Source organism: Leclercia tamurae (genome assembly GCF_025566055.1).
GTDB lineage: Bacteria > Pseudomonadota > Gammaproteobacteria > Enterobacterales > Enterobacteriaceae > Enterobacter > Enterobacter tamurae.
In genome coordinates this window covers 262,698-283,560 of sequence record NZ_JAMHKS010000073.1, presented here as the reverse complement: position 1 = coordinate 283,560, position 20,863 = coordinate 262,698, and the positions used below count along the sequence as shown (strand labels likewise).

Below are 20,863 nucleotides of genomic sequence, written 5' to 3'. Positions count from 1 at the left end.
TCTTTTAACAAGGATTTGCAATGCAAGCGGCAACTGTAGTCATTAACCGCCGCGCTCTGCGACACAACCTGCAACGCCTGCGTGAACTGGCTCCCGCCAGCAAACTGGTTGCAGTCGTGAAAGCGAACGCTTACGGACACGGTCTGATCGAGACCGCGCGAACGCTCCCCGATGCCGACGCCTTTGGCGTCGCCCGTCTCGAAGAAGCCCTGCGCCTGCGCGAGGGGGGCATCACCCAGCCGATCCTGCTGCTCGAAGGCTTCTTTAATGGTGCCGACCTGCCGACTATCGCCGCAAAACAGCTGCATACCGCCGTGCACAACATGGAGCAGCTTGAGGCGCTGGAGAACGCGGTGCTCTGCGAGCCCGTTACCGTGTGGATGAAGCTCGACACCGGCATGCACCGCCTCGGCGTGCGTCCGGAGCAGGCGGAGGCCTTTTATCAGCGTCTAAGCCAGTGCCAGAACGTTCGCCAGCCGGTCAATATCGTCAGCCATTTTGCCCGCGCCGACGAGCCCGAGTGCGGTGCCACTGAACAGCAGCTCGATATCTTCAACACCTTCTGCGAAGGCAAGCCGGGGATGCGCTCGATCGCGGCCTCCGGCGGTATTCTGCTGTGGCCGCAGTCCCACTTCGACTGGGCGCGACCGGGCATTATTCTGTACGGCGTTTCGCCGCTGGAGGGGCAACCCTGGGGGCCGGACTTCGGTTTTCAGCCAGTGATGTCGCTTACCTCCAGCCTGATTGCGGTGCGCGAGCACAAAGCCGGGGAACCGGTGGGCTACGGCGGTACCTGGGTCAGCGAGCGCGACACCCGTCTGGGCGTAGTGGCGATGGGCTACGGCGACGGCTACCCGCGCGCTGCCCCTTCCGGTACGCCGGTGCTGGTGAACGGTCGGGAAGTGACTATCGTCGGACGTGTGGCGATGGACATGATCTGCGTTGACCTCGGGCCAGAGGCGCAGGAGAAAGCGGGCGATCCGGTGACCCTGTGGGGCGAAGGTTTACCCGTGGAGCGGATTGCAGAAATTACAAAAGTAAGTGCTTACGAACTTATCACCCGGCTGACGTCGCGGGTGGCGATGCACTACCTCGATTGATCCCGACTTTCCCTCTCCCTCCAGGGAGAGGGAGTAAAGCAGGTTCTGTCGCCCATACCCCATCTTCCTTAACATCCTCTCGATCTTCTTCCGCTTCCGGTTTATTGTTGAATTCCCTGCCTCATTATTATCCGGAGAACCATCGCGTGTTCCAGAAAGTCGACGCCTATGCTGGCGACCCCATCCTCTCCTTAATGGAGCGTTTTAAAGAAGATCCCCGGGGCGATAAAGTTAATCTCAGTATCGGTCTGTACTACAACGAAGCAGGCATTATTCCGCAGCTGCAGGCGGTGGCCAAAGCCGAAGCACGTCTCAATGCCACGCCGCACGGTGCGTCGCTCTATCTGCCGATGGAAGGGCTGAACAGCTATCGTCACACCATTGCTCCGCTGCTGTTTGGCGCAGATCATCCGGTGCTGGTGGAAAAGCGCGTTGCCACCATCCAGACCCTGGGCGGCTCAGGCGCGCTGAAGGTAGGTGCCGACTTCCTGCACAAGTATTTCCCGGAATCCGCTGTCTGGGTGAGCGATCCGACCTGGGAAAACCATGTCGCCATCTTTGAAGGCGCGGGCTTCACGGTTAACACCTACCCATGGTTTGACGATCAGACCAACGGCGTGCGCGTTGGCGCGTTGCTGGAAAAACTGAGCACCCTGCCGGAGCGCAGCATTGTGCTGCTGCACCCGTGCTGCCATAACCCTACCGGTGCCGATCTGACCAACGATCAGTGGGATGCGGTGATTGAAGTGCTGAAGGCCCGCAACCTGATCCCGTTCCTCGACATTGCCTATCAGGGCTTTGGTGCCGGAATGGAAGAGGATGCCTACGCCATTCGCGCCATCGCCAGCGCAGGCCTGCCGGCGCTGGTCAGCAACTCCTTCTCCAAAATCTTCTCGCTGTATGGCGAGCGTGTCGGTGGCCTGTCGGTGGTCTGCGAAGACCAGGATGCCGCCGGACGCGTGCTGGGCCAGCTGAAAGCCACCGTGCGTCGTATCTACTCCAGCCCGCCAAACTTTGGTGCGCAGGTGGTGGCGACCGTGCTGGGCGATGACGAGCTCAAAGCCGAATGGCTGGCGGAAGTGGAGACGATGCGTACCCGTATCCTTTCCATGCGTCAGACGCTGGTCGAGGTGCTGAAAGAGGCGGTGCCGGGGCACAACTTCGACTACCTGCTGCAGCAGCGCGGCATGTTCAGCTATACCGGCTTCAGCGCGCAGCAGGTGGATCGCCTGCGCGATGAGTTTGGTGTCTACCTGATTGCCAGCGGACGCATGTGCGTGGCGGGCCTGAACAGCAGCAACGTTCAGCGCGTGGCGCAGGCCTTTGCCGCTGTAATGTAAGTACTTACTCACGGCCTCCTTCTTTTTCGAGGGGGCCGGAATGGGTAAAATCCCGCATTGTGATATCCCTCTTTTTATTAGGGCTTATAAAAAGAATTCCCTTTCATTCCCCTCCGGCTACGGTTATTTTCGATGTGGTTTTTGACCATCTGCTCAAAATAAAAATAACGGTTTGAATATTCAGGGGAAAATATGCGCAAGATCACACAGGCGCTCAGCGCTGTCTGCTTATTGCTCTCACTCAGCCACCCGGCGGTGGCGCGTCCCTCATCACCTCCACCACTCTACATCGGCACCAATGCCGCCAGCCTGGCCGACCAGGCCCCAATCCATTGGGTGTCCGTGGCCCAGATTGAAAACAGCCTGATGGGGCGTGCGCCCATGTCGGTAGGATTTGATATTGATGACACCGTGCTGTTCTCCAGCCCGGGCTTCTGGCGGGGTAAAAAGAGCTGGTCGCCGGACAGCGACGATTACCTGAAAAACCCGGATTTCTGGCAGCAGATGAACAACGGCTGGGATGAGTTCAGCATTCCGAAAGAGGTGGCCCGCGCGCTGATTGCCATGCACGTTAAGCGTGGCGACAGGATCTGGTTTATTACCGGGCGTCATCCCACTAAAACCGAATCCGTCACCAAAGCGTTGCAGGACGCCTTTCTGATCCCCGCCGCGGCCATGAACCCGGTTATTTTTGCCGGTGGGAAGTCTGGCAGAAACGACAAAGCCCAGTGGATGGAGCAAAAACAGGTCAAGATTTACTACGGCGACGCCGACAGCGATATCATTGCCGCTCGCGAGGCGGGAGCCAGAGGTATTCGGGTGCTGCGCGCCTCCAACTCGACGTACAAACCGCTGCCGCAGGCCGGGGCATTTGGCGAAGAGGTGATCGTCAATTCAGAATACTGAGTACCTTATCGCGGCAGGAAAGACGCTTTTTTAAGCAGATTTACTCGCTACGGGTTTTACCTTTCGTCGTATTGCTGCACACTTAGAGTGATTATCCTGTAGAACGGAGCAGCACATGTGGTATCAGCAAACCCTGACCCTGCGCGCCAGGTCCCGAGGTTTTCACCTGGTGACGGACGAGGTCCTCGGACAGATCCGCGATCTATCCCGCATCAAGGTCGGTTTACTGCATCTGTTGCTGCAACACACGTCAGCCTCTCTCACCCTCAACGAGAATTGCGATCCCACCGTCCGTTCCGATATGGAGCAGCATTTTCTCAAATCCGTTCCCGACGATGCCCGCTGGGAACATGATGACGAGGGGCCAGACGACATGCCTTCCCATATTAAATCCTCCTTGCTGGGCGTCTCTTTGCTGCTGCCGGTCAATCACGGCCGCGTGCAGCTCGGCACCTGGCAGGGGATCTGGCTGGGAGAACACCGTATCCATGGCGGTTCGCGCACCATTATCGCGACGCTACAAGGGGAATAATGATGACAATTTCGGAGATACTTCAGTACTGCATGAATAAGCCGGGTGCGGAGCAAAGCGTGCACAGCGACTGGAAGGCAACCCAGATTAAGGTCGCAGACGTGCTGTTTGCGATGGTGAAAGATGTGGAGGGGCGTCCGGCGGCCGCGCTAAAAACCAGCCCGGAACTAGCCGATCTGCTGCGCCAGCAGCATACCGACGTGCGTCCCAGCAAGCACCTGAATAAGGCGCACTGGAGCACGGTCTATCTGGATGGATCGATACCGGATTCGCAGATTTACTATCTGGTGGATGCCTCTTACAAGCAGGCGGTAGCGCTGCTGCCGGAGATGACCCGGCAGCAGCTGTCAGTCTGACTAGTTCAGAAGGGGTTTAAGGAAGCGGGCCGTGTGCGAGGCTTCGCACTCCGCGACGGTTTCCGGGGTACCGGAAACCAGGATTTCGCCGCCGCCGCTGCCGCCTTCCGGACCGAGATCCACAATCCAGTCCGCGGTTTTAATCACGTCCAGGTTGTGCTCAATCACCACGATGGTGTTGCCCTGATCGCGCAGCTGATGCAGCACGTCGAGTAACTGCTGGATATCAGCAAAGTGCAGACCGGTAGTCGGCTCATCCAGAATGTACAGCGTCTGACCGGTGCCGCGTTTGGAGAGCTCACGCGCCAGCTTCACGCGCTGCGCCTCGCCGCCCGACAGGGTGGTCGCCGACTGGCCCAGACGAATGTAGGTCAGACCAACATCCATCAGGGTCTGGAGCTTACGCGCCAGCGCCGGAACGGCATCAAAGAACTCACGCGCTTCTTCGATGGTCATATCCAGCACTTCGTGGATGGTCTTGCCCTTGTACTTAATCTCCAGCGTTTCGCGGTTATAGCGTTTGCCTTTGCACTGGTCGCACGGCACGTAGATATCCGGCAGGAAGTGCATCTCGACCTTGATCACCCCATCGCCCTGACAGGCTTCACAGCGCCCGCCGCGAACGTTAAAGCTGAAACGGCCCGGCGTATAGCCGCGCGAACGCGATTCCGGCACGCCGGCAAAGAGTTCACGTACCGGCGTAAACACGCCGGTATAGGTCGCCGGGTTGGAACGCGGCGTACGACCGATCGGGCTCTGGTCGATATCGATCACCTTGTCGAAGTGCTCCAGGCCGTGGATCTCGCGATACGGCGCTGGTTCAGCCAGGGTTGCCCCGTTCAGCTGGGTCTGAGCAATCGGGAACAGGGTGTCGTTAATCAGCGTTGATTTACCGGAACCCGAGACACCGGTGATGCAGGTGAACAGGCCGACCGGCAGGGTCAGGGTCACGTCTTTCAGGTTGTTGCCGCGCGCACCGGTAAGCTTCAGTACTTTTTCCGGATTGGCGGGCACGCGCTGTTGCGGGACTTCAATCTTGCGCTTACCGCTCATGTACTGGCCGGTCAGGGATTCCGGGACCGCCATAATGGCGTCCAGAGGCCCTTCCGCCACCACCTGGCCACCGTGGACACCAGCCCCCGGGCCGATGTCGATCACGTGGTCGGCCGCGCGGATGGCGTCTTCGTCGTGCTCAACCACAATCACCGTGTTGCCGAGGTTACGCAGGTGGATCAGCGTCCCGAGCAGGCGTTCGTTGTCGCGCTGGTGCAGGCCGATAGACGGCTCATCCAGCACGTACATCACCCCCACCAGGCCCGCGCCGATCTGGCTCGCCAGACGGATACGCTGCGCTTCTCCGCCGGACAGGGTCTCTGCCGAGCGGGAAAGGGTGAGATAGTTCAGGCCGACGTTAACCAGGAACTTGAGGCGATCCCCGATCTCTTTCAGCACTTTCTCGGCGATTTGCGCCCGCTGTCCGGAGAGCTTCAGGTTATTGAAGAAGTCCATCGCATGACCGATGCTCATGTCCGAGATGGTCGGCAGCGGCGTGTTTTCAACATACACGTGGCGCGCTTCGCGACGCAGGCGGGTGCCGTCACAGGTGGCGCAGGAGCGGTTGCTGATGAACTTCGCCAGCTCTTCACGTACCGCGCTGGATTCCGTCTCTTTGTAACGGCGCTCCATGTTGTGCAGCACGCCTTCGAACGGATGACGGCGCACCGAGGTATCGCCGCGATCGTTCATGTATTTGAACTCGATGTTCTCTTTCGCAGAGCCGAACAGGATCACTTTGTGCACGGTCGGGCTCAGGCTGCCCCACGGCGCTTCGACGTCGAACTTGTAGTGTTCAGCCAGCGACTTCAGCATCTGGAAATAGTAGAAGTTACGCTTATCCCAGCCGCGGATCGCGCCGCCTGCAAGGGACAGCTCCGGGTTCTGGATCACCCGGTCAGGATCGAAATACTGTTGCACGCCCAAGCCGTCGCAGGTCGGGCAGGCACCGGCCGGGTTGTTGAATGAGAACAGACGCGGTTCAAGCTCGCGCATGCTGTAGCCGCAAATCGGGCAGGCGAAGTTGGCAGAGAAGAGCAACTCTTCCGCTTTCGCATCGTCCATATCGGCAACCACCGCCGTACCGCCGGAAAGGTCCAGCGCGGTTTCGAACGACTCTGCCAGACGCTGGGTCAGATCGTCACGCACCTTAAAGCGGTCGATCACCACCTCGATGGTGTGTTTCTTCTGCAGCTCCAGCTTCGGCGGATCGGAGAGATCGCACACTTCCCCGTCGATACGGGCGCGGATATAACCCTGGCTGGCCAGGTTTTCCAGCGTTTTGGTGTGCTCGCCTTTACGCTCTTTAATGATTGGCGCCAGCAGCATCAGGCGTTTGCCTTCCGGCTGCGCCAGCACGTTATCCACCATCTGGCTGACGGTCTGAGCCGCCAGCGGGACATCATGGTCCGGGCAGCGCGGTTCACCCACGCGGGCATACAGCAGACGCAGGTAGTCATGGATTTCGGTGATGGTCCCGACGGTGGAGCGCGGGTTATGGGAGGTCGACTTCTGCTCAATGGAGATAGCCGGCGACAACCCTTCGATATGGTCGACATCCGGCTTTTCCATCAGCGACAAGAACTGCCGCGCGTAAGCAGAAAGCGATTCAACGTAACGACGCTGACCTTCGGCATACAGAGTGTCGAAAGCCAGGGATGATTTGCCTGAGCCTGACAGCCCGGTCACGACGATCAGTTTGTCGCGAGGGATGACGAGGTTGATATTCTTGAGATTGTGGGTGCGGGCGCCCCGAACTTCTATCTTATCCATTCACCTTTCCCGGTAGGTAGATACACGGAATGCCTGGTTTGTTTGAAGGACAACCGGCAGAAACGATTAATTATGACACAAATTGAACTGGCTGGATATACAGTATTGGAATGCATCTTCTGATTACTTGTGCAACAATGTAACCTTCGTGAGAACTCTGGAAGATGCTTCGAAACTATCGAAAGACCACGTGGAAATGGTACACTCGCGCGCTTACACTATTCAGACAAGTTTTCAGGAGACACGATCATGGCCAGCAGAGGCGTAAACAAGGTGATTCTCGTCGGTAATCTGGGCCAGGACCCGGAAGTACGCTATATGCCGAGTGGTGGTGCAGTGGCCAACATTACGCTGGCTACTTCCGAATCCTGGCGTGATAAAGCGACCGGTGAGATGAAAGAGCAGACCGAATGGCACCGCGTTGTGCTGTTTGGCAAACTGGCCGAAGTGGCCGGTGAATATCTGCGTAAAGGCTCCCAGGTCTATATCGAAGGCCAGCTGCGTACCCGCAAATGGACCGATCAGGCTGGCGCAGAAAAATACACCACCGAAGTGGTGGTAAACGTCGGCGGCACCATGCAGATGCTGGGTGGCCGTCAGGGCGGTGGCGCACCAGCAGGTGGCGGTCAGCAGCAGCAGCAGGGCGGTTGGGGTCAGCCTCAGCAGCCACAGGGCGGCAACCAGTTCAGCGGCGGCGCGCAGTCTCGTCCGCAGCAGCAACCGTCTGCACCCGCGCAGTCTAACGAACCGCCAATGGATTTCGACGACGATATCCCGTTCTGATACTCAGAACCTGCGTTTCGCAACCACAAAAAACCCAGACCTGGTCTGGGTTTTTTTATATTCACTAGGTGTACATCATTGGCCAGTCGGGTGGCGTATGGCTCATCGCCTCAACCATGATCGTTTTGACATTGCCCCAGACCGCAGCCATATCCAGCAGGGTTATACCCAGCAGGCCAGTGGCGAACCAGCATGCCGCCGCCAGACCGAGACAGGTGCTGATCACCGCCAGCGCCGTGTAATCTGATTTACGAAACTGAATGTTCAGCGTGCTGGCCAGAAACATCAGCACCGCGCTTAACAACTCCCAGCGTGCAAACACAACGCCAGTGGTAATAGCTGCCATAAAAACGATCCTCAACGATAACCGCCGCCGGGTATAGCGCGACGTTGCCCACACACTGTGGCAAACTGGCTATCGGCAGGCTCAGACTCACAACAATGAAACAATGTTCCTTGTTGCATAAGATATGTGAACTGTATCACATTTGTTCTTTTATTCGCCACTGGGCAGATGCATAAAAATGGCTATTTTTAACCACATTATTTAAAAGGTTATAGTGGCGATAAATATATATTTAGGTTGCTAAGCGGTCTATTTATGACAACTTTGCTGAGAATTCATTGGGATAAGAAAACATGTACAGGCCGGATGGCGATGTACAATATTTACAGCCTCAGGGCTATAGCTTATGCTTCTTGCGGTTGCTTACTCTGTTCGTAATAAATAAATCAGGCTTGAACGTCTTTTGCTGTTTATTATTTTTTTGTCATTTTAATTTTACACACGCGTCCCGGTAAGGCAGTCACATTAATGTATGCTGGCTGAATATCATTTTATTCCTGATTAATTCGTTGCGGTATTTCTGTCTCGTTAATGAGCTACGAATAAACAATGAAGCAAGTAAATCGAGAAAATATTAATGACAGTACCTGGGCCCTGCACGCATTAGCTAAATTAATGCCAAAATTATCATCCCATGCGACCTTAACGTCGCTGCTGGAGACGATTAATCATACCTTTGGTGCCCAGCTCAGCTGGATGATGATGCAGGATGATACGGGCCAGCCGCAGTTTGTCAGTGCCGGGGAATTAACCTGCCATCCGCTGGAAATTAATGGGTTTATTGCCAGCCAGTTATTGCAACGTCATCCCCGTTCATGGCAGATAATCGGCTGGAAAGAGAATACCGGCACGCTGATATTTCCTCCCGGGCATCCGGGACATCACCAGCTACAGTGCGGAGTGCTGTGTAAAATGGCCCCGCATCAGCACGGCTACTTCTTCCTCGGGTTTACGCAACCGCAAAGCACCCTCACCGTGCTGAAAGAGGTGGTGATTATCCTTGTTGAAAAGCTGAAGGATTTTGTCACCGGGCTGGTGGCCCGTGAACGTACGGCAAAAGAGATGCAGCGGGTGATCGCCCAGTACAAAACGCTGTTTGAACGGGCACCGGTGCTGATGAACTCTTTCGACCGGAGTAGCCGCTGCGTATTGTGGAATGCTGAATGCGAAAAGGTGTTTGGCTGGACGATGGCGGAGATCAACGCTCATGCCGATCCGCTGGCGCTGTTTTATTCTGACCCGGAGGTGCGTCGCCGGGTCCACGAGTCGGTTAACACCACCCCACTGAACGACATGTACGAATGGCACCCGGTGCGCCGGGACGGGATGCAGTTGACCATCCTGTGGTCGAACATCTCCCTGCCGGACGGCTCGATCCTCAATATCGGGCTCGATATCACCGCCCGCAAAAAAGTGGAGCGGCAGCTGGAGATGAAGGCCACGACCGACGATCTGACGCGCTGCTTAAATCGTTTTGCCATCCTGCAGCAGATTGCCGCTGCCCTGGAGGTCAGCCAGCGGCAGGAGATCGACAGCCACTTCTCGGTCCTGATGTTTGACCTGGATTTCTTTAAACAGATTAATGACCAGTGGGGTCACCTGGTGGGGGATACCGCCCTGGTGCACTTCTGCGACTGCCTGCGGGGGTTGATCCCGCCAGGCTCGGCGCTGGGGCGGGTAGGTGGAGAGGAGTTTTTATTGCTACTGCCGAAGACCCGCAGCGACGCGGCGGTGCGGCTCTCCACCCGACTGCGCCGGGCGCTGTCCATCACGCCCCTTAACGTCGGCAGCCGGAGGCTGACTCTCTCCTTTAGCGCGGGAGTGGTGGAGGTGAGCGACAAACAGCACGATACCTCCTCCCTACTCATTAGCGCAGATAAGGCACTTTATGATGCCAAGCGTGCGGGAAGAGGAAAAACAATCGTCGCGGTTGATTATTTATAAATCACTTTAATCATTATCATGGGATAAATAGCACAAAATCTCATGATGAAGTTGCGCTTTTTTCACGCTGTCGGTAGTTTGACTTAATCGACGACATTCTGTTGAGTTATCCGGGCTTTCGTTCCCGGTAATTATTTTCCTTAATACACAGGAAACGAATACTTTCAGTTTGGCTTACGGACAAATATTATCGGCATAACTAAATATTAGGTTATTGCTGCTAAAAGTCAGTTGCTAACTTCGCATGATTCATGCAACGTAATCACCTGTTTAGCAAAGCATCCGGCCTTCAAGATTACAGGCACATCAAAAGCAGGGATATAGGGCGGAAATGAATCGTAGCGCACGGGACAAGGTGCTGAGGATAGTCGGGGTTATCATGGTAGTTTTGCTACCTGTGATGCTTGCGCTATGGTTTGCCCAGCAACGCGCGGTTAACGAAACAAGCAGCCAGCTTCGATCCTTTGCGGAACTCGCTTTAGATAAAACTGAACTGGTCATTCAGCAGGTTGAGCTGGCTCGTCATTCTGCAGAACAGTATTCGGGCGATATTTGCACGCCGGCACACCGGCAATATATGTTAAATATCGTCCGCGGTCGGCTCTACATTGCCGATCTATTGTATGCGGATGGCCGTCAATTTCTTTGCTCAACGATGAGCACCCCCGCGGACCCCTATACAATTTCCGCCGCCAATTACCAACGCCAGCCAGACGTCTCTATCTATTATTACCGCGACACGCCCTTTTATGAGGGATATAGAATGATCTATATGCAGTTAGGTCATTATGTGGTGGTCGTTAACCCTCTGACCTATAGCGAAGTAATGTCTTCGGATCGCTCTCTGGCGTGGGGCGTATTTGATACGGTGACCAATGCCTTTTTTTCCGTTAGCGAGCAGGCTAATCAAAACGAATTAAAAACGCTGATTGGCGAGAACGATCACGCATTCCAGAATGAAGGCCGTTTTTATACTATTGTTCGTTCAGACAAGCGGCCGATTGCCGCCATTGTCTCCACGACGAATCAGCGTTTTTATGAAGTGCTTTATCATCAGGCGACATTAACCCTGCCGCTGGGAATGATCAGCAGCATTATTATTTTACTGATGTGGTCGAGAACGCGACGCGAATTTAACTCTCCGGGTCGCTTATTGCATCGGGCATTAAATAAAAGACAGCTTTGCCTGCACTACCAGCCGATTATCGACATTAAAAGCAATGTTTGTGTCGGGGCGGAGGCGCTATTGCGATGGCCAGGTTTTAACGGCCCGGTGATGAGTCCGGTAGAATTTATCCCGCTGGCAGAAGAAGAGGGCATGAGCGAGCGCATCACTGACTACGTGGTGGAAGAAGTCTTCAGCGATCTGGGCCCTTTCCTGGCCTGCAACCCGCATATCTATATCTCCATTAACCTGTCGGCCACGGATTTCCACTCTTCACGCCTGATTGCGATGATCAGCGACAAAGCCCGCCACTACAACGTTCGGGCCCAGCAAATCAAAATCGAGGTGACCGAGCGCGGGTTTATCGACGTGCCGAAAACGACGCCGGTCATTCAGGCGTTTCGTCAGGCGGGATATGAAGTGGCGATCGATGATTTCGGTACCGGCTATTCCAACCTGCACAACCTCTACTCGCTGAACGTCGATATCCTGAAAATCGATAAATCCTTTATCGACACGCTGACCACCAACAGCACCAGCCACCTGATCGTCGAACACATTATTGAAATGGCCCAAAGCCTGCGCTTAAAAACCATCGCCGAAGGGGTGGAAACACCGGAACAGGTCACGTGGTTGAACAAGCGCGGCGTGCAGTATTGTCAGGGCTGGCACTTCGCGAAGGCCATGTCGCCGCAGGATTTCATGACCTGGCAGCAACAGCCTGTCACGCCATCACTCGCCCACAGCCACTAATTCAGCTGATGACGATAGTCGCTGGGGGTGCGATCAAACTCGCGGCGGAATACGCGGGAAAACGTCTGCTGGGAGACATAGCCCAGGTCCATGGCGATATCAAAAATAGGGCGCTGGGTGGTGCGTAACGCCTGAGCCGCCAACAATAATCTGCGTTGACGAATGTACTCGCCCAGCGTCTGATGCATAACGGCGCGGAACATTCTCTGCAAGTACCACTTTGAGTAACCCGACTTTTTTGCCACCACATCGATACTCAAGGGTTGATCGATATGGTCATCCATCCATTCAATAAGTGTCTGAATAATTTGTTGATGCGACATAGAGCAGCCTCTTTCTGGTTACACCTGTATCGGTTAATTCGTCGTTTTGTCTGCGGGCGAGTATAATTCCTCAAGTTAACTTGAGGTAAAGAGGTTTTATGGAAAAGAAATTACCGCGGATTAAACCGCTGCTGACGCCGGGCGAGGTGGCAAGGCGCAGCGGCGTGGCGGTGTCAGCACTGCATTTCTATGAAAGCAAAGGGTTAATTAAGAGCATTCGCAACACCGGCAATCAGCGGCGATATACCCGCGACGTGCTGCGCTACGTGGCGATCATTAAGATTGCTCAACGCATCGGCATCCCGCTGGCCACTATTGGCGAAGCGTTAGGTATCCTGCCGGAGGGGCATACCCTGAGTGCGAAGGAGTGGAAGGCACTGTCTTCCCAGTGGCGCGACGAACTGGATCGGCGCATTCATACCCTGGAGGCGCTGCGGGACGAGCTTGACGGCTGCATTGGCTGCGGATGCCTGTCGCGCAGCGACTGCCCGCTGCGTAACCCTGGCGATAAGCTGGGCGAGCAGGGCACCGGCGCGCGGCTGTTGGAAGAGGATTAGCCCGACGCATAAAAAACTAAAGCGCCACAACTGAGCGCTTTAGTTTATTCCCGGTCTTTGTCTTTCTCTCTATCCCGCTGGTTTACAGGAGGGTTTCCCCCGACATCAACACCCCTCAGTCGAGCATGCTTTGGAGGTTCCGGTTTGTGCTGACAATTTAAGTCTAGGCCGGGAGCCCGGGTTTGCCAGCGCCACAGCGCAAAATCTCGGCAAAATTTTTTCGCCAGGTTGTGCAATTTTCTATAGTTAGTGAACAAGCCCCACTGGAGATAACCATGATTAAGGTCCACCACCTCAACCAGTCCCGATCCCAGCGCGTGCTCTGGGCGCTGGAAGAGCTCGCTCTGCCTTATCAGATTGAACGTTATCAGCGGGATAAAACCATGATGGCACCCGCCGCGTTGCGCAAAGTCCACCCGCTGGGTAAATCCCCGGTGCTGGAGGATAACGGCCTGATCCTGGCAGAATCGGGCGCGATCCTCGAATATCTGCAGGAGACCTACGATCCCGGGTCGCAGCTTAAGCCGCAGGATCGCGAGATGAAACTGCACTACCGTTTCTGGCTCCATTACGCGGAAGGCTCTCTGATGCCGCTCCTGTTAATGAAGCTGGTTTTCTCCAGCCTCGGTAAACCGCCGATCCCGTTTGGCCTGCGCTCGCTGGGCAAAGTGCTGGGGCAGGGGGTGCAAAAGGCGTACCTCAATCGCCAGCTGGAAACCCACGCCCGTTTTCTGGAGTCCTGGCTGAAGGATCATCGCTGGTTTGCCGGGGAGAATCTCAGCATGGCGGATGTGCAGATGAGTTTTCCGGTGTTTGCTCTGCTGGAGCGTGGCGGCATCGACGATCTCCCTCACCTGCAGACGTGGAAGAAAAATGTCGAAATGCGTCCGGCCTGGCAGCGGGCGATCCAGCAGGGCGGTCCGTTTGAAATCCCCGTCGCGTCCTGAAAATGTTATCAAATTGCGCATTCACGATAACGTTTGCGCATACTCTGTCTACTTCTTCACCACCCCGCAGGTAAATTAGCGAAAAACGGCAAAGTTCAGTTGAAAACGCCCATGTTTAAGCCGGATAATCGTTTGCCTTTAATTCAACACCCGTTTTGTCAGCGCGAAGCTAAACGTTTGCTTTTTTTATGACGCCCCTCTTTGTCATAAACGCAGCACAGGGATAAGACGTTTCGCTGGTCGTGGAGTGTCCATCACGCTGACTGACGACGATAATAATTTTCAGGGGATGTTTTCTATGTCTACGCCATCTGCGCGTACCGGCGGTTCACTCGACGCCATGTTCAAAATTTCTGCCCGCGGCAGTACCGTGCGTCAGGAGATCGTTGCCGGTCTGACGACCTTCCTGGCGATGGTCTACTCGGTGATCGTGGTCCCGGGCATGCTGGGCAAAGCCGGTTTCCCACCGGCGGCGGTCTTTGTCGCCACCTGTCTGGTGGCCGGTGTGGGCTCCATCGTGATGGGTCTGTGGGCCAACCTGCCGCTGGCGATCGGCTGCGCCATCTCGCTGACCGCCTTTACCGCGTTCAGCCTGGTGCTGGGTCAGCAGATCAGCGTCCCGGTAGCCCTGGGCGCCGTGTTCCTGATGGGTGTGCTGTTTACCATTATCTCTGCCACCGGTATCCGTAGCTGGATCCTCCGCAACCTGCCGCAGGGCGTTGCGCACGGCACCGGGATCGGTATCGGCCTGTTCCTGCTGCTGATTGCTGCCAACGGCGTAGGTCTAGTGATCAAAAACCCACTGGACGGTCTGCCGGTTGCGCTGGGTAATTTCGCCAGCTTCCCGGTGATCATGTCGCTGATTGGCCTGGCGGTGATCATCGGTCTGGAAAAGCTGAAAGTGCCGGGCGGCATCCTGCTGACCATCATTGGCGTCTCGGTTGTGGGGCTGATTTTCGATCCGGCGGTGCACTTCTCCGGCGTGTTCGCCATGCCATCCCTGAGCGATGAAAACGGCAACTCCCTGATTGGCAGCCTGGATATCATGGGCGCGCTGAACCCGGTGGTGCTGCCAAGCGTGCTGGCGCTGGTGATGACCGCGGTCTTCGACGCTACCGGCACCATCCGCGCGGTGGCGGGCCAGGCGAACCTGCTGGATAAAGACGGTCAGATTATCGATGGCGGCAAAGCGCTGACCACCGACTCCCTGAGCAGCGTCTTCTCGGGCTTAGTGGGTGCCGCGCCGGCAGCCGTGTATATCGAATCTGCGGCGGGTACGGCGGCAGGCGGTAAAACCGGTCTGACGGCGGTTACCATCGGCGTGCTGTTCCTGCTGATCCTGTTCCTCGCTCCGCTGTCGTATCTGGTGCCGGCGTACGCGACCGCCCCTGCGCTGATGTACGTTGGCCTGCTGATGCTGAGCAACGTGGCGAAAATTGATTTTGCCGACTTCGTTGACGCGATGGCCGGCCTGATCACCGCGGTGTTCATCGTTCTGACCTGTAACATTGTTACCGGCATCATGATCGGCTTCGCTTCGCTGGTGATCGGGCGCGTTGTCTCCGGTGAATGGCGTAAGCTGAACATCGGTACGGTGGTGATTGCCGTGGCGCTGGTGGCATTTTACGCGGGCGGCTGGGCTATCTAAGCTGTCAACTGCGTAAAAAGACGGGTGGCTCAGGCCGCCCGTTTTTATTTTCGGAACACATCTTGTTGCCTTATGCGTTACTCTGGAGGAGATACACTGTGGCAAGATGCCAGTGATGTAAACGTACAGAAATCTCGCAAACAGGGAACGCATGGAAATCTTCTTCACAATACTCATCATGACCCTTTTGGTCTCCCTCTCCGGGGTAGTAACCCGCGTACTGCCCTTCCAGTTACCGCTGCCGCTGATGCAGATCGCCATCGGTGCTCTGCTGGCGTGGCCGACGTTCGGATTGCATGTCGAGTTTGATCCCGAACTGTTTCTGGTGCTGTTTATCCCACCTCTGCTGTTTGCCGACGGCTGGAAAACGCCGACGCGGGAGTTTCTCGAGCATGGGCGCGAGATCTTCGGCCTGGCGCTGGCGTTGGTCGTTGTCACCGTGGTGGGGATTGGTTTTCTCATCTACTGGGTGGTGCCGGGGATCCCGCTGATACCGGCCTTTGCGCTGGCAGCAGTGCTTTCACCCACCGATGCCGTGGCGCTGTCCGGGATCGTCGGTGAAGGACGCATTCCGAAGAAAATCATGGGCATTTTGCAGGGCGAGGCGCTGATGAACGACGCCTCTGGCCTGGTGGCGCTGAAATTTGCCGTCGCCGTGGCGATGGGCACCATGGTCTTCACCATCGGTGGGGCGTCCGTTGAATTCTTTAAGGTGGCGATTGGCGGCATCATTGCCGGCTTCGTGGTGAGCTGGCTGTACGGTCGCTCGCTGCGCTTCCTCAGCCGCTGGGGGGGCGACGAGCCTGCCACGCAAATCGTGCTGCTGTTCCTGCTGCCGTTCGCCTCTTACCTGATTGCGGAACACCTTGGCGTGTCGGGCATTCTGGCGGCGGTAGCGGCCGGGATGACCATCACCCGCGCCGGGGTTATGCGCCGTGCGCCGCTGGCGATGCGCCTGCGCGCCAACAGCACCTGGTCGATGCTGGAGTTTGTCTTTAACGGCATGGTGTTCCTGCTGTTGGGCCTGCAGCTGCCGGGGATCCTCGAGTCCTCGCTGGTGGCGGCCGAGGCCGACCCGAATGTCGAAACCTGGATGTTGTTTACCGACATCGTGCTGATTTACGCCGCGCTGATGCTGGTGCGTTTCGGCTGGCTGTGGACGATGAAAAACTTCAGCATGCGTTTCCTGAAAAAGAAACCGATGGAGTTTGGCTCCTGGACCACGCGCGAACTGCTGATTTCAACCTTCGCCGGGGTACGTGGGGCCATCACCCTCGCCGGTGTGCTCTCCATTCCGCTGCTGCTGCCGACCGGCGACGTCTTCCCGGCCCGCTACGAGCTGGTGTTCCTGGCGGCAGGGGTGATCCTGTTCTCACTGTTTGTTGGCGTGGTGATGCTGCCGATCCTGCTGCAACATATGGAGGTGGGCGATCACGTTCAGCAGCATAAAGAGGCGCGTATTGCCCGGGCGGCAACCGCTGAAGTCGCCATTGTCGCTATCCAGAAGATGGAGGAGCGTCTGGCCGCGGACACCGAAGAGAACATCGATAACCAGCTGCTGAAAGAGGTGAGTTCGCGGGTGATTGGTAACCTGCGCCGCCGTGCGGATGGCCGCAACGACGTGGAAAGCTCGCTGATGGAAGAGAACCTCGAGCGCCGCTTCCGTCTGGCCGCGCTGCGCTCTGAACGTGCGGAGCTGTACCACCTGCGCGCTACCCGGGAGATCAGCAACGAGACGCTGCAGAAGCTACTGCACGATCTCGATCTGATGGAAGCGTTGTTGATAGAGAAGCAGTAGCTGTTTGTTGCCCGGTGGCGCTACGCTTACCGGGCTTACTAAACCGTAGGCCGGGTAAGGCGAAGCCGCCACCCGGCGTTATTCCCCAACCCAAAACCCTTCACAGCATTTCAACCACGCCTGGGCGCTGTTCGACAGATAGACCCCTTCCCGCCAGATCATCCCCAGCTGCCAGTGCAGATCGCTCTGGAGCGGTATCCAGCGCAGCGTGTTTTTATCCAGCCGCTCGCAGATCGGCTGCGGCAATATCGCAATCCCCACCCCCGCCTGTACCATCGCCGCCAGAAAATCCCACTGCCCGCTGCGCACCGCGATGCGCGGCTTAACCCCGTGCTGGCTGAAGAGCTGCATCAGCTGGCGGCTGAGGGCGAAATCTTCGTTGTAGATCAGCAGAGGATGCTCGGCCAGCAGCTCCGGATTGATGGCGTCGAGCGTCAACCAGTTGCCGGAGCGCGGCACCAGCACGCACAGCGGGTGGCTGAACAGCGGCAGGGCCGTCAGGCCGCTATCCTCCTCCACCGGCAGGGCGGTCATCGCCAGATCCAGCTCGCCGTTGATCACCGCCTGCTGGACGGTTAACCCACCAAATTCAGAAATTTTCAGCTCCACGCCGGGATAGCGCTGGCGAAACAGGCCGATCGGCCCGGCCATCATCATCCCCACCATCGGCGGAATTCCGAGGCGCAGTACTCCCTTATTGAGGTGGTTGATGTCGCCCAGCTCGGCCTCCAGCTGGCGAAACTCGGCGAGGATCGCCAGCCCGCGCTCAAACACCACCCGGCCAGTGTCGGTTAACAGCAGCTTGCGCCCGTCGCGGATCAGCAGGGTACAGTTCAGTTCATCTTCGAGGTTTTTCAGCATTTTGCTGATGGTGGGTTGAGTGACAAAAAGCTTCTCCGCGGCGCGGGTGAAACTCTGCTGGCGGACCACTTCGACAAAGTAACGCAGCGTGCGTATGTCCATGACTATTCCTCGAAACTATACCTTTGATGATTTTAATTCATTTCAGTCAATTACGGGCGCTGACTATACTGGCTCTCCATCTCATTTTGAGGAAATCCCCCATGACCGTGGCGTTAGGTCGCGTTACGCCTGCCGTCGTGCAACGACTCCAGGTACCGATTCAGGTACTGCTTTACGCGGGTCTTTTTGTCTTCGCTGAATACCTTGTTAGCTGGCTCCATCTGCCATTGCCTGCCAATCTGGTCGGGATGGTGCTGATGTTCAGCCTGATCCTCTGTCGCGTCATTCCCCTGAACTGGGTGCGGGCCGGTTCGCGCTGGCTGCTGGCGGAGATGCTGCTCTTTTTTGTGCCGGCGGTGGTGGCGGTGGTCAATTACGTCCAGCTACTGATGGTGGACGGCTGGCGTATCTTTGCCGTGATCGCCCTGAGCACGCTGATGGTGCTGGGGGCTACCGCGTGGGTGGTGGATAAAGTCTATCGCTATGAAATCAGCAGGCAGAAACATGACTAACTTTCAGGTCAGCGTCCTCTGCCTGGTGGTGACTCTGATTATCTATTTCGCCAACAAGCGCCTGTATCGCCGCTTTCGCAAACTGCCCCTGATGCCGCTGGTCTTCACCCCGATTCTGCTGGTGATGATGCTGGTGTGGGGCCATATCTCCTGGCAGAACTATATCGGCGAAGCGCACTGGCTGCTGTGGCTGCTCGGCCCGGCGACCATCGCCTTTGCGGTACCGGTGTATGACAACCTGGCGGTGATCAGACGCCACTGGATGTCGCTCTCTGCCGGGGTGATCACCGCCACGGTGGTGGCCGTCACCAGCTCGGTCTGGCTGGCGCGGCTGTTTACGCTGTCGGATGAGATCCAGCGCAGCCTGGCGGTGCGCTCCGTCACCACCCCCTTTGCATTGGCGGCGGCAAAACCCCTCGGCGGGCAGCCGGATCTGGTGGCGCTGTTCGTGGTGGTGACCGGAGTGTTTGGCATGGCGGTGGGGGACATGCTGTTTTTGCGGCTCTCGATCCGCGAAGGGATGGCGAAAGGAGCCGGGTTTGGCGCGGCCTCCCATGGAGCAGGCACCGCCCGCTCCTATGAGCTGGGCCAGCAGGAGGGCGTGGTGGCAAGCCTGGTGATGATGCTCTCCGGCGTGGTGATGGTGCTGGTGGCCCCGCTGGTGGGCTGGTTGATGTTCTGATTTTTGCCCGGCGGCGCTGCGCTTGCACGGGCCTACGGTATTGTCGGCCGGGTAAGCGCAGCGCCACCCGGCAAGGCTAACGGTTTAACCGCCGCACAATCCGCTCCACCTTCTGTCGGAAATCCGCCGCGACCTGGGCGGGGGCCTGGCCCATCTCCAGTTTTTCCCGCGCGGAGGTGAACTGGTCGATCACCTGCAAATCCTCAATATAAGGCGTGGCGACGACGGTGGTGTGCAGCGCCTGCGCCTGACGCAACCCGGCAATCACCGGATCCTGCGGGTCAATCACCCCTTTCGCCGTAAGCTGCGTTTCCGCCGCCTTGTTGAGCGGAATGCCGCGCTCCAGCCCCAGAGCGTCCACCGACTGCGGATCGTTTAGCAGGTAGTTCACCAGTATCGCCGCCTCTTTTGGATGCTTCGTGGATTTCGCTACCGACAGCATCTGCGCCGTTTTGAAGTAGACCCCTGATTCCTCCGTCCCGGGCTGCATCACGTAGTCCCCCAGCACCAGCTTTGCCGGCGGCGTCATGTTGTTGGCAAACATGCGGATGGTGATGTTCCAGGTGAACAGACCGCCCCATTCGCCGTTAATCCACGGCTTCATCTCATAGATATTGCCTTTGCCGTAGGAGGAGAGGGTCTTTGGCGACGGGAGAACGCGATCGTCGCTCAGGCGCTTCACAAAGCTGAAGGCCTCCTCCCACTGGGCGTCGTTCCAGGCGAAGGTGCCGTCACTGTTGAACATCGGCTTCTGGTGCTTCTGCATCATGTACGCATTGAGCAGCAGGATGACGTCCTGATCGACCATCGCGTAGGGATAGTAGTTATTGCCGAGCTTTTGCTGGAAGGTTTTCCCGGCGGCAAAAAAGTCGTCCCAGGTTTTCGGGTACGCCAGCCCGGCTTTCTGCCAGGTGACGTCGTTGTAGTAAAAGACTGGGGCGTTGACCGAGATCGGCAGGCCGTTAAGCTTGCCTTTGATGGTGGTGGATTGCAGATCCTGCGCCTGGTACTGGCTTAAATCGAGCTCCGCTTTCAGCTTGTCGAGATCGTAATAGCCTTCGCCGTTTTTGGAAAAGACGATCAGCCACGGCCAGTTGGTCTGCATCACATCCGGCTCGGTGCCGCTCGCCATCTGGGTGGTCAGGCGCGAAAGATGCCCGTCCCAGCCAGTGTATTCGGCCTTCACTTTGATCTCTGGATGCGCTTTTTCGAAGGCTTCCAGCGCCTTTAGCGTGGCCTGGTGGCGGCTGTTGCCACCCCACCACGACATGCGTAATTCAACGGGCTGCGCCCAGGTGGAGGTACAGGAAAATAACAGCGATGCGATGACACCTGACAGGAGTTTATTCATTATTTTTCTCCGGGCCTTTTATTATTAAGCA

Annotated in this window: 19 protein-coding genes; 14 read left to right on the top strand and 5 right to left on the bottom strand. The window is 56.9% G+C overall.

Features of this window, described 5'->3' with window-relative positions; all coding sequences use genetic code 11:
- The first annotated feature begins 20 nt into the window (after positions 1 to 20).
- The 5 genes from alr to M8318_RS12965 all read left to right on the top strand — a co-directional run bounded on the left by alr (position 21) and on the right by M8318_RS12965 (position 4,234).
- Complete coding sequence (alr, locus tag M8318_RS12985) at positions 21 to 1,100, top strand: alanine racemase (RefSeq protein WP_106993935.1); 1,080 nt, start codon at positions 21 to 23, stop codon at positions 1,098 to 1,100.
- 146 nt (positions 1,101 to 1,246) lie between these two features.
- Positions 1,247 to 2,440 carry an aromatic amino acid transaminase gene (gene tyrB, locus M8318_RS12980; RefSeq protein WP_262663052.1) on the top strand — a complete coding sequence of 398 codons (1,194 nt, stop codon included), beginning with the start codon at positions 1,247 to 1,249 and terminating at the stop codon, positions 2,438 to 2,440.
- 192 nt (positions 2,441 to 2,632) lie between these two features.
- On the top strand, positions 2,633 to 3,346 hold the full coding sequence (aphA, locus tag M8318_RS12975) for an acid phosphatase AphA (protein ID WP_262663049.1): 714 nt from the start codon (positions 2,633 to 2,635) through the stop codon (positions 3,344 to 3,346).
- 115 nt (positions 3,347 to 3,461) lie between these two features.
- Positions 3,462 to 3,878 (top strand): secondary thiamine-phosphate synthase enzyme YjbQ, encoded by a 417-nt coding sequence (locus M8318_RS12970; protein ID WP_166181304.1) that lies wholly within the window; start codon positions 3,462 to 3,464, stop codon positions 3,876 to 3,878.
- Between the two features lie 2 nt (positions 3,879 to 3,880).
- A complete protein-coding gene (locus M8318_RS12965; protein ID WP_262663071.1) occupies positions 3,881 to 4,234 on the top strand; it encodes an MmcQ/YjbR family DNA-binding protein in 354 nt (117 codons plus the stop codon).
- Here M8318_RS12965 and uvrA read toward each other — a convergent pair whose 3' ends face one another.
- Complete coding sequence (gene uvrA, locus M8318_RS12960; RefSeq protein WP_262663046.1) at positions 4,235 to 7,060, bottom strand: excinuclease ABC subunit UvrA; 2,826 nt, start codon at positions 7,058 to 7,060, stop codon at positions 4,235 to 4,237.
- Positions 7,061 to 7,309: 249 nt separating this feature from the next.
- On the opposite strand from uvrA, the gene ssb1 reads away from it, so the two are divergent.
- On the top strand, positions 7,310 to 7,843 hold the full coding sequence (gene ssb1, locus M8318_RS12955; RefSeq protein WP_106993941.1) for a single-stranded DNA-binding protein SSB1: 534 nt from the start codon (positions 7,310 to 7,312) through the stop codon (positions 7,841 to 7,843).
- A gap of 64 nt (positions 7,844 to 7,907) precedes the next feature.
- Here the strand turns inward: ssb1 and M8318_RS12950 are convergent, their stop codons facing one another.
- Entirely contained in the window at positions 7,908 to 8,189 is a 282-nt protein-coding gene (locus M8318_RS12950) for a YjcB family protein (RefSeq protein ID WP_262663044.1), read from the bottom strand.
- A gap of 549 nt (positions 8,190 to 8,738) precedes the next feature.
- On the opposite strand from M8318_RS12950, the gene M8318_RS12945 reads away from it, so the two are divergent.
- Positions 8,739 to 10,133 carry a GGDEF domain-containing protein gene (locus M8318_RS12945; RefSeq protein ID WP_408612245.1) on the top strand — a complete coding sequence of 465 codons (1,395 nt, stop codon included), beginning with the start codon at positions 8,739 to 8,741 and terminating at the stop codon, positions 10,131 to 10,133.
- A gap of 331 nt (positions 10,134 to 10,464) precedes the next feature.
- Positions 10,465 to 12,051 (top strand): EAL domain-containing protein, encoded by a 1,587-nt coding sequence (locus M8318_RS12940; RefSeq protein ID WP_262663042.1) that lies wholly within the window; start codon positions 10,465 to 10,467, stop codon positions 12,049 to 12,051.
- On the opposite strand, the gene soxS is transcribed toward M8318_RS12940, so the two are convergent.
- Positions 12,048 to 12,374 (bottom strand): superoxide response transcriptional regulator SoxS, encoded by a 327-nt coding sequence (gene soxS, locus M8318_RS12935; RefSeq protein ID WP_039031951.1) that lies wholly within the window; start codon positions 12,372 to 12,374, stop codon positions 12,048 to 12,050. The two genes, M8318_RS12940 and soxS, sit on opposite strands and share 4 nt — an antisense overlap.
- A gap of 98 nt (positions 12,375 to 12,472) precedes the next feature.
- On the opposite strand from soxS, the gene soxR reads away from it, so the two are divergent.
- From soxR to M8318_RS12915, 4 genes are all read left to right on the top strand, one after another.
- Positions 12,473 to 12,931: a redox-sensitive transcriptional activator SoxR gene (gene soxR, locus M8318_RS12930; protein WP_262663040.1), complete on the top strand. Its 459-nt coding sequence runs from the start codon at positions 12,473 to 12,475 to the stop codon at positions 12,929 to 12,931.
- A 275-nt stretch (positions 12,932 to 13,206) separates the two neighbouring features.
- Positions 13,207 to 13,878 carry a glutathione S-transferase family protein gene (locus tag M8318_RS12925; RefSeq protein ID WP_262663039.1) on the top strand — a complete coding sequence of 224 codons (672 nt, stop codon included), beginning with the start codon at positions 13,207 to 13,209 and terminating at the stop codon, positions 13,876 to 13,878.
- A 298-nt stretch (positions 13,879 to 14,176) separates the two neighbouring features.
- Positions 14,177 to 15,526: a guanine/hypoxanthine transporter GhxP gene (gene ghxP / locus M8318_RS12920; protein WP_262663038.1), complete on the top strand. Its 1,350-nt coding sequence runs from the start codon at positions 14,177 to 14,179 to the stop codon at positions 15,524 to 15,526.
- A gap of 151 nt (positions 15,527 to 15,677) precedes the next feature.
- Positions 15,678 to 17,324: a Na+/H+ antiporter gene (locus M8318_RS12915; RefSeq protein WP_106993948.1), complete on the top strand. Its 1,647-nt coding sequence runs from the start codon at positions 15,678 to 15,680 to the stop codon at positions 17,322 to 17,324.
- Between the two features lie 78 nt (positions 17,325 to 17,402).
- Here M8318_RS12915 and M8318_RS12910 read toward each other — a convergent pair whose 3' ends face one another.
- On the bottom strand, positions 17,403 to 18,287 hold the full coding sequence (locus M8318_RS12910) for a LysR family transcriptional regulator (RefSeq protein ID WP_262663037.1): 885 nt from the start codon (positions 18,285 to 18,287) through the stop codon (positions 17,403 to 17,405).
- Between the two features lie 101 nt (positions 18,288 to 18,388).
- Between M8318_RS12910 and M8318_RS12905 the strand changes: the two genes are divergently transcribed.
- Positions 18,389 to 18,799, top strand: coding sequence for a CidA/LrgA family protein (locus M8318_RS12905; protein WP_262663035.1), 411 nt, complete (start codon positions 18,389 to 18,391; stop codon positions 18,797 to 18,799).
- Positions 18,792 to 19,481, top strand: coding sequence for an LrgB family protein (locus M8318_RS12900; RefSeq protein ID WP_262663033.1), 690 nt, complete (start codon positions 18,792 to 18,794; stop codon positions 19,479 to 19,481). The genes M8318_RS12905 and M8318_RS12900 overlap by 8 nt, the downstream gene beginning before the upstream one ends.
- A 76-nt stretch (positions 19,482 to 19,557) precedes the next feature.
- On the opposite strand, the gene M8318_RS12895 is transcribed toward M8318_RS12900, so the two are convergent.
- Positions 19,558 to 20,835 (bottom strand): ABC transporter substrate-binding protein, encoded by a 1,278-nt coding sequence (locus M8318_RS12895; RefSeq protein WP_408612247.1) that lies wholly within the window; start codon positions 20,833 to 20,835, stop codon positions 19,558 to 19,560.
- Positions 20,836 to 20,863 lie beyond the last annotated feature (28 nt).